The sequence below is a fragment of the Martinezella paranaensis genome (genome assembly GCF_014200235.1).
In the GTDB taxonomy this organism is placed as follows: domain Bacteria; phylum Pseudomonadota; class Alphaproteobacteria; order Rhizobiales; family Rhizobiaceae; genus Rhizobium; species Rhizobium paranaense.
The window spans coordinates 451,551-465,765 of sequence record NZ_JACHBI010000005.1 but is presented as its reverse complement, the minus strand read 5'-3'; the positions used below and the strand labels follow the sequence as shown (position 1 = coordinate 465,765).

Sequence of the window (14,215 nt, the reverse complement as noted above, 5' to 3'; positions counted from 1 at the left end):
GTGGGTTCCATAACCTGCTCCTCCTGAGCGAGTGCTTTGATGCAGCCTCACTCTGCCAGAGCGTCGGCCGCTGTTCACTCCTCATGGGATCTAAAACCATTACCTGTGCGACTTGCGAGCAGAATCCCTGTGCCAAATTTGCTTGCGGCATTAAGGGAAAAGGTAAGTATCGCGGTGGTGCTCACGGCTGTATGACGGGAACGCCTGAAACAAAGGGCGACGAGCTTGATAGCCATCATATGCCTGCAAAATCGAAATCACCGCTCAATCCGAACGTAGGCCCGGCCATTCAAATGGAGAAGAGCGATCATGCTCTGACAGCCTCATACGGGGGCAACGTTAATGGTGAATCCTATGCGCCACAAACGGCTCTATTGGCTGAGGGCCAAACAATGCAGGCGATTTATTTAGACGTACTTGATGTCAAGGCTGTTGCAAAGGCCATTGGTGATCCGTCAAAATACGATGAGGCAATCGCTCAGATGATGGTTTATGCGCGCTGTCTCCAAGAAAATGGGATAATTAGATGATCAAACCTAATGACAGCTCTCACTGGGTACTAAAACCTAGAACTGGGCTAGGCAATATATCGTTCGGCATGGACCGTAATGCGGTTAACGCTATTGCCGCCTATGGTGCTGTAACTGGATCGCGAGATAGCAATCCGATACCCGAGGATGAGGCGACTGCCTTTTTAAGAACCCTGGGGGTTCCAGATAGCGACATTACAGCGGCATTAGGCAAGCAAGCGGAGTTTGTGCGGCCAAACGTTCTTACCGAAGCGCGCGCTACTGGTTTGGTTTTGGAATACGACGAAACGGGACTTTTCCAGATATTGGCCGATATCAGGGCCGACAAGCTAAATTACGATGGCCGGTTCATTTTTCGCGAACCCCCGCTAGACATTATAAAACACCTTGCCGCCGCTTTGCGGGAACGGCCGATCATATTTGAAAACGAAGTCGTCTTTGCCAACAATTTGATATTCTTGTTCGAGTTCGTGAAGGTCTCGAAAGATGGCCCTTCCTATTTGGACGGAAGCCGGGCTGACAGGACAATTATCTGGCGACCCAAACCTCGGGATATGGGTGAGGATTTGTCGAAATATAAGCCGATGGATCTTTGATAGTGAACGCGGATTGCCACTGAGCGGATTTCAAATGGCAGATGCAGTTTATCACTGGCAAATTATCCCAAGAGCGGGAATTGGCGAGCTTAAATTCGGCATGCCTCAACCGGAGACTGATAAGTATGCGGGAGTTTATGGCAAGGTGTTACGGAGTGGATCTGACAGAATACCAGATTCAATATTGCAGGACACGCTGGCACAGTTCGGCAATAGTTTGAGCGAGATCGAAAAACAGGCACTTTTAGAGCTTTATAGTGAAGCTTCTCCCGACTCTACAAGCGTCACGGAAGTCCGCGAAAATCACGGTCTTGTGCTGCGCTATGAAAAAGACCGCCTAGTCGAAATAATCCTGTCAATTGATCATAAGCTTGCAAATCTTGATGCGAAGGGCGTTTTCGTACTTCCACCCGAGCAAGTTCTCGCATGAATGGAGCACCCGGCTGGTATAATGGAACCGCAGCTATATTCGATTCTCTTGGAATTGTATTTGAGGGATTTTGTATATCGGACAAGGGCTCGAAACCCAAACTGCTCAATGCCAGCGATGATAGATTTACATCGCGCACCGAAGGGGTATTCGAAAAGATTGATCGAGCCCTGCAATCAGAAGGGTTCGAGCGCTTTTCGCGGAAATAACTCTGCGCGACGAAGGAAAGCTTTCGGTAAATAGCGAGTAGTCAATCATGGGGTTTCCTGTCTCATTAAAAGGCCACATGCATATATGCCCGATGATCGATCCGGGACCCAAGCCGCATGTGGGAGGACCTGTCCGATCAACTCAACAGAGCTTTGTTACCGTCGAAGGCGTCCCCATTGCTACGGTCGGTGACAAATGTCTTTGCACGGGTGTTCCGACGAATGACGACATTGTCGACGGCTCTTCGGTCGCCAATATCAATGGGCAGAAAATCGCGCGCTTCGGTGATCGCTGCAGTCACGGTGGCAGGTTGGTTCAAGGAGTCTCCTGGATCACATTCGAATGAGCTTGACCGACTGCGAGACGCCCACCACGACTTCACCCCAGCGCCCAAACGCAAATAGTGCCCTATCTCCTAAGACGCTGCCGTCCCAATCTGGCTTTCCCCGGCGATCCGCTCCCTCCGTGATATCTGCTGCTCCACCACGAAGACCAGCAAGCCGCCAATGGCGAGGCATCCGGCTAAGAAGAACATCGGGGCAATCGTGCTTCCGGTTGCGTCTTTGATCCATGGCACGACGTTCTGGGCGATGAAGCCGCCGAGATTGCCGACGGAGTTGATGGCTGCGAGGCCGGCTGCGGCGCCGGCGCCCCTCAGGAAGCGGGAGGGCAGGCTCCAGAAGACCGGCTGGCCAGAAAAGATGCCCGCGGCGGCGATGGACAGGAACGCGAACTGCAGCGTGTGGTCTGGGATCAGCGCGGAAAGCAGGAGCGATGTGGCTCCGACAAAGGCCGGGATGACGATATAGGGTGTCTTCGATTTCGCCTTTGCCGCCATGGCGGGAACAACATAGAGGCTGATCGCGACCAGGATCCAGGGAATGATGTTCAGGAAACCGTTCTCGGTATTGCCGACGCCGAAGCTTTTCACGATCGTCGGCAGCCAATAGCTGAGGCCATAGGCGGCAAGCGGAAAGGCGATGTAGCAGAGCGCCATCAGCAACACGCGGGGATCGACGAGAGCTTTGAAACCATTATCGGCGTTCTTGTCCATGCCGGCATTTTCGGAGGCAAGCTTATCCTGCAGCCAGCGCTTTTCCTCGTCCGTGAGAAAATGCGCCTGCGCCGGCCGGTCCGATAGATAGAAGAGGGTCACCACGCCCAAAATGATGGCCGGAATGCCCGTTACGATGAAGACCCATTGCCAGCCGGCGATATTGTAGAGCCCGTCGAGATCGAGCAGCATGCCGCCGAGCGGTGCGCCGACGGCGTTGGCGAATGCGCTGAAGATCATGAACAGCCCGACCATCGTGCCGCGATAGGCCGACGGAAACCAGAGTGTGAGAAGATAGAGAACGCCCGGGAAGAAGCCTGCCTCGCAGGCGCCGAGGAGGAAGCGTAGGATATAGAACATTGTTGCATTCTGCGTATAGGCAAGGAGCGTCGTCACGATGCCCCAGGACACCAGAATTCTGGCAAACCATCTGCTGGCGCCAAATCTTTCCAGCATCAGGTTGCTCGGCACTTCGAAGATGAAATAGCCGATGAAAAACAGAGATGCGCCAAGGCCATAGGCATATTCGCTCATCCCGAGAGCACCGACCATCTGCAGCTTGGCGAAGCTGACATTCTGGCGGTCGATATAGGCGACCAGATACAGGAGCCCCAAAAAGGGCATCAGGCGCCAGGTGATTTTCGAGATGAGCTGCTTTTCGTCGACCATGGCTGTTTCTCCCACAATTTTATCCGGATGTTCTGAGCGCCCGAGGATGAGCAATCAGATTATTTCGCTTTCTAGATGTAGCGGCAGAAGCCTGTGGCAATACGTGTTCGGCAAGTTCGTCGCTGATGGCGACATCTTCGGCCATGGCGACAGGCCGTCGAACCGCGTCTGGCAGTGTTGATTTTCAAAAAAATTTTCGATGCCGCGATCCGTTTTCACCCTTCGGATCGTCCTTGGTGTGTCTGAAACAAAAGGAGACATCGCATGTCCAACGAGTCCGTTATTTTGATCAATTTGCTGAAGGTCGAACCCGGCAAGCAGGATGCGCTGATCGCGCTCTTGAAGCAGAGCACCGAGACGGTGATCTGCACGCTCCATGGCTGGAAGACGACCCGGCTGATTGCGGCAAAGGACGGCGCCGGCGTCGTTATCTACTCCGAGTGGGAGACCGCCGAATCTGTCGAGGCGATGCGCAGCGATCCACGCATGAAAGCCTATTTCCCGCAGGTCAGCGAGCTGGCGAGCCTGGACTCAATGATGGGCTCGGCAGTGTTCAGCGAAACCCGGTGGGGGTGAACGCAAGTTTTTTTCGTCATGTAAGTAACAAAGGAGAATTGCGATGGCCCGCATGGTCGTTATTTATCCCACACCGAAGAATATCGCGGAATTTGATCGGCATTACTTCGAAATCCACGTTCCCCTCGCCAAGACGATTCCGGGTCTCAGGAAATACGAGGTCAACGATGGCCCCATCGCGACGCCTATAGGAAGCGCCGCCATTCATCGGATCGGAACGCTATATTTCGACGACCTCGCGGCGATCGAAAGGGCGTTTGCAAGTCCGGAGGGACAAGCGACTGGCGTGGATCGCCGGCTTTTTGCGCCGGATGACTCGGGCGTTCAAATGTTCCTTTTCGACAACCGGGAAGTTTGACTCATCATCTTTGTTTGTCGAAGATTTTCATCGGCATTTGTTTTCAATGCTTAGTGGAACAAAGCGCGGCAGCGCAGTTTGGCCCGATACATGGATACTGACGAATTCGAAGATCGTCTGAAAGCGCTGCGGCCGCGCCTTCACCGCTACTGCGCGCGCATGACAGGATCGGCCGTCAGTGGCGAGGATGTATTGCAGGATACCCTCGTCAAGGCCCTTCACGCGCGGGCTGAGGGCGCCGAGGTGGATAATCTCGAGGGCTGGTTGTTTCGCATTGCCCACAATACGAGCCTCGATTTCCTGCGCGAAAGGTCCCGGAAGGCGGTCGTTCCGCTCACCGAAGACATCGAAGCGGCGCCTTTCGCCGAGGCCGATATCGTCGCGATCAGCTTCCAGACGTTTCTGCGGCTGCCTGAACTTCAGCGCTGCGCGGTGATCCTCAAGGATGTTCTCGGTCATTCCGTCGAGGAGATCGCTGACATCGCGGAGTGCTCAGCAGCGTCGGCCAAATCGGCGCTTCAGCGCGGGAGAGCTGCGCTGCGGCAACTGGCGCAAGAGCCCGAAGACATCCGGCTGCCGCTGATGTCCAGCTCGGACCGGCAAAAGATGACTGCTTATGTCGATCTGTTTCGAAGCGGCGATTTCGACGCAATCCGCGCCATGCTCGCCGATGAGGTGAAGCTTGAGCTGGTGAACCGGCTGCGGCTGGAAGGGCGCGAAAAGATTGGCGTCTATTTCACGCGCTATGCGGAAGAGACGAGATGGCGGTTCGCCCTCGGCGCGGTTGAAGGACAGCCGGCCATGCTGGTCTTCGACAGCACCGGCCCGATGGAAAGGCCTGCGCATTTTGTGCTGATCGGCTGGTCGGAAAATCGGATCGTCGATATCCGAGATTTCCTGTTCGCTCCCTATGTGCTCGAAGCCATAGATTGGGTGCGGCTAGGCTAAAACCGGCGGCCTGCGTTTTTAAGTTGCAAGTGACCGGAAACGCCAGTCAGGCTCGATCGGCTCGCGGCTCAATTCGAACGCGCTAGCCAGTTGTGCCATTCCTCCTCACTGCCGTGGAAGGCATTGAGATCGATCCGCCCTTCGACGCCATGCGTGAGACCGGAGCCGGAATATTGCCAGAAGAGCCATTTCCGCCCCGGATAGACCTGGGAGGGATGCGCGGCCACCGAGCGCAACCAGAAGGGATAGTCGGCGAATTCGCCTCTCAAGTTGTCGCGGTAGAAATCCGGTGCGGTATAAATGATCGGGCGCTGGCCGTAGTACCGCTCCAGCCTGTCCATGAAAACCTTCATTTTTTCGAGGACGTGCTCGCGCGAGGGTTTTCTCTTGCAGCTCGATTCCCCGTTCCACTCGACGTCTATGACCGGCGGAAGGGCGCCTGCTTCCCTCGGAACGTTGCGAATGAACCAATCGGCCTGTTCGCCGGCTGTCCGGCACCAGTAGAAGAAATGATAGGCACCCCGTTTCAGTCCGGCCTCCTTGGCCCGGCGCCAGTTCTTCTTGAACATGGGGTCGAGGTGATCGCCGCCGTCGGTCGCTTTCAAATAGACGAAGTTCGCACCCTGCGTCTGCAATTTCTCCCAATCGATTTCGCCCTGCCAGCGCGAAACGTCGACGCCATGCACGGCAAGTTTTCTCGGCGAGGAACTGCCGAAATTGATGGGTTTGGCGTCGCGGAAACGACGGCTGTAGATTTGCATCCGCGTTTGCGGCGCGGCGCTGATCACGGGGTTCACCGGCATGAGCAGAGCAACCGGTTTTTCCGAGGGGATCGGTACGCTATCGGTCTTGGCTGTGGGCAGGAAGGCCTGCGGCCGCGGATCCGGTTCCGTCCATGCCTGCGCTTGCTGCTGCTGGCTTGTTACCTGCGCAGCGGCGTTGCCCACCTCGGCGGATGGCACAGGCCCGCTCGAGCGGGTGATGGAATTGGTCGTCTCCTGCGACGGCGGCGCGACGGCCATGACGTCTTCCGGACCGGAACTGGCGGCGCATGCCGACAAGATCAAAGAGGTGAGAAAGATTGCTGAGACAGCCGTTAGACGCATATGAACCCGCACGCAAAACCACAGTCGACCGCAGAATCCATGCAGTCGGACACCCGCCGACATGAATTGCTAATGGAGAATTACCAAAAAAGATTGAATCCAATCTTTACGAGTCGGTAATCGCGCATCGCAGGTTTGGAATTGCCGGGGGCGGGAGCAACTGGCTCCCATGGTGGTGATCTGCATGGCGAACGCCGGCTTAGGACCGGCGTGCACCGCTTCGTTGGCGGGACAGAAGTCTCAGCCAGGGCGCGATATGGAAGACGCTCATGAGCAGATACATCGGGACCATTCCGCCGAATGGTGACGCCCCCTGCATGGTGGAGCAGATCATATCGGCATTGCCCATAGTGGCCGTCAGCAGTGCCATGATCCCGAATGTCGGCGCTGCGGCGAGGGACAGCCAGTGAGTGATGCCGATGGCGGCGGCATCGCCGGCAGGTCCGCTGCCGGCGGGAAAAGGGTTGAGTTGGGTAGACATAGGAACGTCAGCTCCGGCCGTACCGGTCATGATGGCGCCACCAGATCCCATTCTCGTTGCGTCCCTTGGGGGCACGGTCGAGCCATTGGTACATGCCCCAGAGGCCGTCGAGCCCGCGCGCGTAGCTGGAATAGGTGTGATAGATGACGCCGTCATCGAGCACGAACGCGCTGACGCCCGGCCTTTCGCGCGTAAATGTGGCGGCGTCGGTCCCGGTCATAGCTGCCATCTGCGTCACTGGTTCCTCGCTGCCGCACGCTTCGCATCCCTGAACGGTCTTGCTTGCGAGAGGCTGAGGTAGAGGCGCCTCGCGGCGGAAATTATATTCAATGCCGCCTTCGCACTGCTGTTCTTCGCTGAAGCAGACGCTGAAGTCGCTATTGAAATCGCTGCCGAATGAGGACGCCCAGGGGAAGGTCCAGCCCATGCGCTGCTTGAATGCCTGCAGCTTCGCCAGTGGTGCGCGCGATATCGCCGAGAAGGCAACATCGTGGTTTTCGAGATGAACGAAGAAGCCGTTGAACCCATCCGCGATCGAGGAGCAAGACGGGCAGCCGGCAGTATAGTCGGGGCCGAACATGAAGTGGTAGACGAGGAGCTGTGAGCGTCCCTTGAAGAGATCGCTGAGCGAGGCGCTGCCATTCTCCGTCTCGAAACGATAGTCCTTGTCGATCCGTACCCAGGGAAGGGCTTGCCGGCGCAGTGCCAATTCGTCGCTCTGCCGTGTCAGCGCCTTTTCATCCGCGAGGAGGTTAAGCCTTGCTGCCAGCCATTCCTGACGTGTTCCGGTCGCGTGTGTAGTCATGATTTTTCTCCCTTGGCTATCTGCCGTCGTATCATTCAAGATGCGACGGGCTGTTTGGTGGTCGCGAGTAAACTACGCCCGGCTATCGAAATGATGGGAGTTACAAGTTTGACGGGATTTCGATGGACTCGATGATCACCGCTGCGGCACGTGCTCTGGCGGGCGGCGATCCTCTCGGCGCGTTGAAGCGGGTTGCCCTGCGCGATGACGCGCCGGCCCTCGCGCTCAGGGGCATCGCGATGGCCCAACTCGGCGATCTCAGCCGGGCAAAGGCGCTCCTCAAGAGTGCTGCGCGCGCCTTCGGGCCGAAGGAGGCCATGGCCCGCGCGCGGTGTATCGTTGCCGAAGCCGAGATCGCGCTCGTCTCGCGCGACCTCACCTGGCCTGCCAAGGCGCTTTCTGCGGCGCGTGTAACGCTCGAAGCGCATGGCGATCGCATGAATGCCGCGCATGCACGCAATCTCGAAGTCCGGCGCCTGCTGTTGATCGGCCATCTCGATGAGGCTGAAAGTGTGCTTGCCGAGCTTGACCCGGCACCGCTCCCTCCCGCCTCGAGGGCTGCGCACGAGCTGGTGGTTGCCGGAATAGCTATTCGCCGCTTGCGGACGAAGGCTGCCCGCGCGGCGCTCACGCGGGCTGGGCAGGCCGCGCGCGCGGCGGATATCCCGGCGCTGACGGCGGAGGTCGAAAGCGCTTCCCTCGTCCTGAACACGACGGCGGCACGGCTGATCCTGCGTGACGAGGAACGCCCGCTTCTGCTTGAGGAGGTGGAAACACTCCTGGAGTCGGGGACGCTGGTGGTGGACGCGTGCCGGAATGTCGTGCGCAACGCCGAGGCGGTCGTTTCGCTGGCGACCCGCCCGGTCCTGTTCACGCTTGCCCGTGTACTTGGTGAAGCCTGGCCCGGAGACGTGCCGCGGAGTACGCTCCTCGCGCGCGCCTTCCGGGCGAAACATGCCGATGAATCGCATCGCGCGCGGCTGCGTGTCGAAATGGGGCGGCTTCGCGCAGAGCTGCGGACGCTGGCGGATGTCAAGGCGACGAAACGAGGCTTTGCGTTGGTGCCGCGCCGCTCACGCGAGGTCGCGGTACTGGCGCCGCCCGTCGAAGAGCAGCATGCGGCGCTGCTCGCCTTTCTCGCCGACGGCGAGTCCTGGTCGAGCTCGGCGCTGGCGATTGCGCTTGGAGCGAGCCCGCGCACGGTACAGCGAGCTCTCGAACAGCTTGCGGAAGCTGGTAAGGTACAGTCCTTGGGCCTTGGCAGGGCACGCCGCTGGATGACGCCACCCGTTCTCGGGTTCCCGACAATCTTGTTACTCCCCGGTCCTCTGCCGAACGAATAGGATGACAGCATGAAACGATCTCAAGCCGAAATTCTTCGTGAATATGGACCTTTTCCGGGCGCCGACCGTGTGAATGGCGTCACCTTCGACGGCCAGCACGTCTGGTTTGCCTCCGGAGACAAGTTGAACGCCTTCGATCCGGCAAACGGAGAGCAGGTGCTGCGCTCGATCGAGGTTGCCTCGCATGCGGGGACAGCCTTCGACGGCCAGCATCTCTTTCAGATCGCTGAGGATCGCATCCACAAAATCGATCCGAAGACCGGCAACGTGCTCGCCACGATCCCGGCGCCAGGCAACGGCGGTGACTCAGGACTCGCATGGGCCGAGGGCACGCTCTGGGTCGGGCAGCATCGGGGCCGGAAGATCCATCAAATCGATCCGCAAACCGGGGCTATCCTCCGCACAATCGAGTCCAACCGCATCGTGACCGGGGTTACCTGGGTTGACGGCGAACTTTGGCACGGCACCTGGGAAGGTGACGAGAGCGATGTGAGACGGATCGATCCCGAAACGGGAAAGGTGCTGGAGAGGCTCGACATGCCGCCTGGCGTGGGCGTGTCGGGACTGGAGTCCGATGGCGGCGATCAGTTCTTCTGCGGTGGCGGAGGCAGCGGCAAGGTGAGAGCTGTTCGCCGGCCAAGTCGCACGTCCAAGTCCAAGGGCTAGACCTTCACCTTTGGCGGCACCGATCAGATGTCGCTACCAAGCGAATCGGCGATGGCTTGTTTGAAAACGCAAGCCGTCCCGCCGTTCTTCGTGCAGGAATTCGCCTTCTTACCCCTCCATATTCACAGATATTTGCGATAAAGATACGCGGAGTCACGACCCTTCACTGCTGTTGGCGTGCGCTCTGTGATCGGGGAAAAATCCGTTAACTATCCGTTATTTGATCATCTGCCGTAGGCTGTGAGCCTCGGCATTGATGCACAGCGTTTCCGCGCGGCCACAAGCTCGGCCGGCGCGATGCGACGATTTGCGCTTGTTCATATTACAATGCTGAAATAAAAGGTTATCGGCGCCTTAGCGGGAGCCTGTCCCGAAACTCACAAAAAGAATTCGCAAGAATCTATGCAGAGAAGGAGACGATATGTCCATTTCACTCAATAATTTCAACGAGGTTCAAACGGAACCCGTGCAGGCGGACGATGTGGCGGCGCGTGTAAAGGCGGCCCGTGAAACCGTGGGCTACAGTATCGAGGATCTGGCGGTGACCTGTGGTCTCGCCAACGAAGAGATCGTCCACATCGAGGACGGCGACGATATAGATCCAGCCAAGTTGAGGCGGATCGCTGCCGCTCTTCAGCTCCCACCGTCAGCGTTTTTGACACTTTAGTCCGATAAGCAAGTCTGGTCGGCCTTGTTTTTAGCAGGAGCCGGCCAGCACGACTTTTGTTCGCCCTTCATTGGCGAGCACTTTCGCGGTGATGCATTCCGATGGTCTGGGTATCCCGCTCATTGCGATTGACGGCTCATACTTTGCCGCATGTTCGACATTTCTGCTTCAACGCAGCGCCGCCGGCTTTTTACAACAGATGATGCTTTCGAAGACCGCTGTAATCGGTCTCGAGGTTGGCGTGCATTGCCGCCGCGCCTGTCAGCAAGACGGGCTCTCGTAATATCCCCGCCGTATTGACATCGTTCACCCCACCGCTATCATTCCATTATAACATTTAATATTCTGTAATAGCGGAATAAATAAGGGGATGATATCGTGCGAAACAAATTTGCCTTTCTTCTGGGAGCTGCTCTTTTCATCATGCCATCGGCGCTTCTGGCGCAGGAAAAGGGTGGCGTGATCAATGTCGCGACGATCGGCGAGCCGCCGACATTGGACCCGATGGCGTCGACGGCCGATTTGGTCGGCATCGTTTCGCAGCATATTTTCGAAACACTTTTTACCTTCGACAAGAATTGGAAGGTGACGCCGCTTCTGGCCGAGGGCATGCCTGACATCAGCGGCGACGGTAAAACCTATACGATCAAGCTTCGCACCGGTATCAAGTTCCACGACAACAGCGAGATGACTTCGGAGGATGTCGTTGCCTCCCTGAATCGCTGGACCAAAATCGCTTCCCGCGGCAAGCAGACGGCGGCGATGATTGACAATATCTCGGCGGTCGATCCCTCGACGGTCAAGATCGTACTGAAGCAGCCCTATGCGCCGCTGCTTTCGCTGCTCGCCTTCAACAATTCGGCCGCGGTCATCATTCCGGCCACGCATCAGGAAGACCCGATGACTGCCTTCATCGGCACCGGTCCCTATATGCTGAAAGAGCGCAAGGCCGACCAATATATTCAGTTGGTACGCTTCGATGGGTATAAGTCCCGCAGCGGCGAAGCCGATGGTTATGGCGGCGCCCGGCATCAATATCTCGATGAAATCCGTTTCGTGCCCGTTCCCGACGCCAACACCCGTGTCGAGGCGGCGGTTGCCGGTCAATATGATTATGTCGACTCGCTATCGGTCGAATCCTTCGACCGCGTGAAAGGCTCGACTGCGTCAGTGCCGGTCATGCTGAAGCCCTTCGGCTATCCGGTCTTTGTCTTCAACACGGCGAACGGCATCACCAAGAATGTCGATATCCGCAAAGCGGCGCGCACCGCGCTCAGCATGGAGGATATGCTTGCCGCCGCTTTCGGCAGCACCGATTTCTATTCGCTCGATGCCGCTCTTTATCCGAAGGCCTATGCCTGGAATACGGATGCCGGCACGAATGGCGCCTATAACGTCGCCGATCCCGAGGCCGCCGGCGCCCTGCTGAAGAAGGCGGGCTATGACGGCGAGCCGCTGCGTATCCTCACCAGCCGGCAGTATGAATTCCACTACAAGATGGCGCAGGTTGCCGCCGAATATCTGAAGCAAGCCGGCTTCAATGTCGACATGCAGGTGGTCGATTGGGCGACACTCACGCAACGCCGTGCCGATCCGAAGCTGTGGGACATCTATATCACCCATAGCCCCTTCCTGCCCGAGCCGGCTCTGATGGGGCAGATGTCGACGAGTTCACCTGGTTGGTGGGACACGCCGGCCCGAAAGACCGCCGTCGATGCCTTCAATTCCGCCGTTGATGCCGGCAAGCGCCAAGCGGCGTGGGCTGATGTCCAGAAGGTGATCTACGACGAAGTGCCGATGATCAAGATTGGCGACTTCAATGCGCTAGCTGCCAAATCGAAGAAGCTGGAAGGGGTCGAGGCTGCGCCTTGGCCGTATTTCTGGAACGCGTCGATCAAGAAGTAGCAGCCATAGGCTCGTCATTCCGGCCGCGACGGAAGCGGCCGGAGGATCGGACAAGACATGATACGCTATATCCTTCAGCGCCTCTTCGGCATGATCGTCGTGATGTTCCTGGTGGTGACGATCGTCTTCGTGATCGTGCGCGTCACCCCCGGCGATCCGGCCGCGGTCATGCTCGGTCCGGATGCGACCGCACAGGACATCGCCAGCCTCAGAGCGCGGCTCGGTCTCGATCAGCCGCTCGCCCTGCAATATCTCTATTACTTCGGCCAGCTCTTGCGTGGCGATCTTGGTCAATCGATTTTTCTCAACGAGCCTGTGACCTCGGCGCTGGTCGAGCGCGCCGAGCCGACCTTCTTTCTGAGCGTATTTTCGCTTGTTATCGCCAGCATCATCGCCTTGCCGATCGGCATTTATTCCGCCTATCGTCGCGGCTCGCTGTTTGACCAGGCGGCGACGGCGCTTGCCATGCTTGCCGCCAGTATCCCGAGCTTCTGGCTCGGCCTCATCCTCATTCAGTCCTTCGCCGTCCGCCACGGCATCTTTCCCGTCTCCGGATATGGCGGGCCGGGATCGTCCTTCGTGGATCGGATGTATCACCTGGCACTACCCTCGATCGTGCTCGGCGTCGTTTCCTCGGCACTGATCCTGCGCTTCACCCGCGCCTCGATGCTGGATGTGCTTGGCGACGATTATATCCGCACGGCACGGGCAAAAGGTCTCGTCGAATGCAAGGTCATCCTGAAGCATGCGCTGAAAAACGCGCTCATCCCGATCCTAACCGTCATCGGCCTGACCGCCGCGGTGCTGATTTCCGGCGCAGTGGTGACAGAGACCATCTTCAGCCTGCCCGGCATCGGCAATCTCGTGGTGTCTGCCGTGCTTCGGCGCGACTATCCGGTGATCCAGGGCGCGCTGCTCATCATTGCCGGGCTCTATGTGCTGATCAATTTTGCGATCGACATGCTTTATCTGCTGGTCGATCCGAGGGTGCGCTACTGATGGCCGCTGTATCACAAATCTCCGCCGGCGCCGAGCGCCGCAAATTCGCCAGGCGTCTCTTTAAGCGCAAGACGGTCGTCTTCGGCGTCGCCGTGCTGACGATTTTCGTGCTGCTCGCTGTCTTCGCGCCGCTGATTGCGCCCTATGCACCGGCCAAGCTTTCCATCGTCAACAGGCTGAAGCCCCCAAGCTTCCTTCATCTCTTTGGCACCGATGAGTTCGGTCGTGACGTCTTCACCCGCACCATCTATGCCGGTCGCCTGTCATTGCTCGTCGGTGGCGCGGTTGTCGCGCTGGCGGCGGTCATCGGCGTCACGCTTGGCCTGCTCGCTGGCTTCTTTAAGCAATTGGACACGCCGATCGCCCGGCTGGTCGATGCAATGATGGCCTTTCCCGATATCCTGCTGGCGATCGCGCTGGTCGCGGCCCTTGGGCCGTCGTTGACGACAGTCATCGTCGCGCTCAGCATCGTCTACGCGCCGCGACTGGCGCGCATTGTTCGGGCTTCGACGCTGGTGATCCGAGAACTGCCCTATGTGGAGGCGGCGCGTGCGCTCGGCATTTCGACGCTGCATATCATGACGCGGCATGTGCTCAGAAACCTGCTGTCGCCGATCCTGGTGCAAGGCACCTTCCTGTTTGCCAACGCCATGCTCGCCGAAGCCGGTCTTTCCTTCCTTGGCCTTGGCGTGAGCCCGGATATTCCGACCTGGGGAACGATGATTGCCGCCGGCCGGCAATATCTTGACCAGGCCAATTGGATGACGCTGTTCCCGGGCTTTGCCATCATCCTCTCCGTCCTATCGCTGCAGATGGTCGGCGACGGATTGCGCGACATTCTCGATCCCAGACTTCGAAAGGACTTGTAGCTC

Annotated in this window: 17 protein-coding genes; 13 read left to right on the top strand and 4 right to left on the bottom strand. The window is 58.1% G+C overall.

The features are described 5' to 3' along the window. The 4 genes from GGD50_RS15805 to GGD50_RS15790 form a co-directional block, all read left to right on the top strand. The coding region (locus GGD50_RS15805) for a hypothetical protein (protein WP_210318854.1) at positions 1–530 on the top strand (530 nt) is incomplete at its 5' end. Then, complete coding sequence (locus GGD50_RS15800) at positions 527–1,126, top strand: hypothetical protein (RefSeq protein ID WP_210318853.1); 600 nt, start codon at positions 527–529, stop codon at positions 1,124–1,126. The genes GGD50_RS15805 and GGD50_RS15800, both read left to right, overlap by 4 nt. Before the next feature lie 34 nt (positions 1,127–1,160). Further along, positions 1,161–1,556, top strand: coding sequence for a hypothetical protein (locus GGD50_RS15795; RefSeq protein ID WP_183938287.1), 396 nt, complete (start codon positions 1,161–1,163; stop codon positions 1,554–1,556). 256 nt (positions 1,557–1,812) lie between these two features. Next, positions 1,813–2,112 carry a PAAR domain-containing protein gene (locus tag GGD50_RS15790; RefSeq protein WP_183938286.1) on the top strand — a complete coding sequence of 100 codons (300 nt, stop codon included), beginning with the start codon at positions 1,813–1,815 and terminating at the stop codon, positions 2,110–2,112. A 69-nt stretch (positions 2,113–2,181) separates the two neighbouring features. Here GGD50_RS15790 and GGD50_RS15785 read toward each other — a convergent pair whose 3' ends face one another. Then, complete coding sequence (locus tag GGD50_RS15785) at positions 2,182–3,489, bottom strand: MFS transporter (protein ID WP_183938285.1); 1,308 nt, start codon at positions 3,487–3,489, stop codon at positions 2,182–2,184. A 264-nt stretch (positions 3,490–3,753) separates the two neighbouring features. On the opposite strand from GGD50_RS15785, the gene GGD50_RS15780 reads away from it, so the two are divergent. From GGD50_RS15780 to GGD50_RS15770, 3 genes are all read left to right on the top strand, one after another. After that, positions 3,754–4,065, top strand: coding sequence for a putative quinol monooxygenase (locus GGD50_RS15780; protein WP_183938284.1), 312 nt, complete (start codon positions 3,754–3,756; stop codon positions 4,063–4,065). Between the two features lie 43 nt (positions 4,066–4,108). Beyond that, positions 4,109–4,423 carry an EthD family reductase gene (locus tag GGD50_RS15775; protein WP_183938283.1) on the top strand — a complete coding sequence of 105 codons (315 nt, stop codon included), beginning with the start codon at positions 4,109–4,111 and terminating at the stop codon, positions 4,421–4,423. A 90-nt stretch (positions 4,424–4,513) separates the two neighbouring features. Beyond that, positions 4,514–5,371: a sigma-70 family RNA polymerase sigma factor gene (locus GGD50_RS15770; RefSeq protein ID WP_183938282.1), complete on the top strand. Its 858-nt coding sequence runs from the start codon at positions 4,514–4,516 to the stop codon at positions 5,369–5,371. Positions 5,372–5,439: 68 nt separating this feature from the next. Here GGD50_RS15770 and GGD50_RS15765 read toward each other — a convergent pair whose 3' ends face one another. From GGD50_RS15765 to GGD50_RS15755, 3 genes are all read right to left on the bottom strand, one after another. Continuing rightward, a complete protein-coding gene (locus GGD50_RS15765) occupies positions 5,440–6,477 on the bottom strand; it encodes a glycoside hydrolase family 25 protein (RefSeq protein WP_183938281.1) in 1,038 nt (345 codons plus the stop codon). A 199-nt stretch (positions 6,478–6,676) separates the two neighbouring features. Beyond that, the gene (locus GGD50_RS15760; protein WP_246451213.1) at positions 6,677–6,958 is read right to left on the bottom strand and encodes a hypothetical protein; all 282 of its coding nucleotides are present in this window, start codon (positions 6,956–6,958) and stop codon (positions 6,677–6,679) included. A gap of 7 nt (positions 6,959–6,965) precedes the next feature. Beyond that, positions 6,966–7,763, bottom strand: a complete 798-nt coding sequence (locus GGD50_RS15755) for a DUF899 domain-containing protein (RefSeq protein WP_183938280.1) — start codon at positions 7,761–7,763, stop codon at positions 6,966–6,968. 122 nt (positions 7,764–7,885) lie between these two features. On the opposite strand from GGD50_RS15755, the gene GGD50_RS15750 reads away from it, so the two are divergent. The 6 genes from GGD50_RS15750 (at position 7,886) to GGD50_RS15725 (ending at position 14,212) form a co-directional block, all read left to right on the top strand. Further along, the gene (locus GGD50_RS15750) at positions 7,886–9,106 is read left to right on the top strand and encodes a helix-turn-helix domain-containing protein (protein WP_183938279.1); all 1,221 of its coding nucleotides are present in this window, start codon (positions 7,886–7,888) and stop codon (positions 9,104–9,106) included. A gap of 9 nt (positions 9,107–9,115) precedes the next feature. Further along, complete coding sequence (locus GGD50_RS15745) at positions 9,116–9,772, top strand: Vgb family protein (protein WP_183938278.1); 657 nt, start codon at positions 9,116–9,118, stop codon at positions 9,770–9,772. A gap of 421 nt (positions 9,773–10,193) precedes the next feature. Then, positions 10,194–10,439: a helix-turn-helix domain-containing protein gene (locus GGD50_RS15740; RefSeq protein WP_183938277.1), complete on the top strand. Its 246-nt coding sequence runs from the start codon at positions 10,194–10,196 to the stop codon at positions 10,437–10,439. 423 nt (positions 10,440–10,862) lie between these two features. Further along, complete coding sequence (locus GGD50_RS15735) at positions 10,863–12,344, top strand: ABC transporter substrate-binding protein (RefSeq protein WP_210318869.1); 1,482 nt, start codon at positions 10,863–10,865, stop codon at positions 12,342–12,344. Between the two features lie 57 nt (positions 12,345–12,401). After that, complete coding sequence (locus tag GGD50_RS15730) at positions 12,402–13,343, top strand: ABC transporter permease (RefSeq protein WP_183938275.1); 942 nt, start codon at positions 12,402–12,404, stop codon at positions 13,341–13,343. Then, positions 13,343–14,212: an ABC transporter permease gene (locus GGD50_RS15725; protein WP_183938274.1), complete on the top strand. Its 870-nt coding sequence runs from the start codon at positions 13,343–13,345 to the stop codon at positions 14,210–14,212. The genes GGD50_RS15730 and GGD50_RS15725 overlap by 1 nt, the downstream gene beginning before the upstream one ends. The last annotated feature ends 3 nt before the right edge of the window (positions 14,213–14,215 follow it).

Excerpts from the sequence above, each read along its gene's own strand:
- GGD50_RS15775 (WP_183938283.1), top strand. The coding sequence starts at position 4,109 with ATGGCCCGCATGGTCGTTATTTATCCCACACCGAAGAATATCGCGGAA.
- GGD50_RS15780 (WP_183938284.1), top strand. The coding sequence starts at position 3,754 with ATGTCCAACGAGTCCGTTATTTTGATCAATTTGCTGAAGGTCGAACCC.
- GGD50_RS15740 (WP_183938277.1), top strand. The coding sequence starts at position 10,194 with ATGTCCATTTCACTCAATAATTTCAACGAGGTTCAAACGGAACCCGTG.
- GGD50_RS15745 (WP_183938278.1), top strand. The coding sequence starts at position 9,116 with ATGAAACGATCTCAAGCCGAAATTCTTCGTGAATATGGACCTTTTCCG.
- GGD50_RS15795 (WP_183938287.1), top strand. The coding sequence starts at position 1,161 with ATGGCAGATGCAGTTTATCACTGGCAAATTATCCCAAGAGCGGGAATT.
- GGD50_RS15750 (WP_183938279.1), top strand. The coding sequence starts at position 7,886 with ATGGACTCGATGATCACCGCTGCGGCACGTGCTCTGGCGGGCGGCGAT.
- GGD50_RS15800 (WP_210318853.1), top strand. The coding sequence starts at position 527 with ATGATCAAACCTAATGACAGCTCTCACTGGGTACTAAAACCTAGAACT.
- GGD50_RS15770 (WP_183938282.1), top strand. The coding sequence starts at position 4,514 with ATGGATACTGACGAATTCGAAGATCGTCTGAAAGCGCTGCGGCCGCGC.
- GGD50_RS15765 (WP_183938281.1), bottom strand. The coding sequence starts at position 6,477 with ATGCGTCTAACGGCTGTCTCAGCAATCTTTCTCACCTCTTTGATCTTG.
- GGD50_RS15790 (WP_183938286.1), top strand. The coding sequence starts at position 1,813 with ATGGGGTTTCCTGTCTCATTAAAAGGCCACATGCATATATGCCCGATG.
- GGD50_RS15755 (WP_183938280.1), bottom strand. The coding sequence starts at position 7,763 with ATGACTACACACGCGACCGGAACACGTCAGGAATGGCTGGCAGCAAGG.
- GGD50_RS15735 (WP_210318869.1), top strand. The coding sequence starts at position 10,863 with ATGCCATCGGCGCTTCTGGCGCAGGAAAAGGGTGGCGTGATCAATGTC.
- GGD50_RS15725 (WP_183938274.1), top strand. The coding sequence starts at position 13,343 with ATGGCCGCTGTATCACAAATCTCCGCCGGCGCCGAGCGCCGCAAATTC.
- GGD50_RS15730 (WP_183938275.1), top strand. The coding sequence starts at position 12,402 with ATGATACGCTATATCCTTCAGCGCCTCTTCGGCATGATCGTCGTGATG.
- GGD50_RS15785 (WP_183938285.1), bottom strand. The coding sequence starts at position 3,489 with ATGGTCGACGAAAAGCAGCTCATCTCGAAAATCACCTGGCGCCTGATG.
- GGD50_RS15760 (WP_246451213.1), bottom strand. The coding sequence starts at position 6,958 with ATGTCTACCCAACTCAACCCTTTTCCCGCCGGCAGCGGACCTGCCGGC.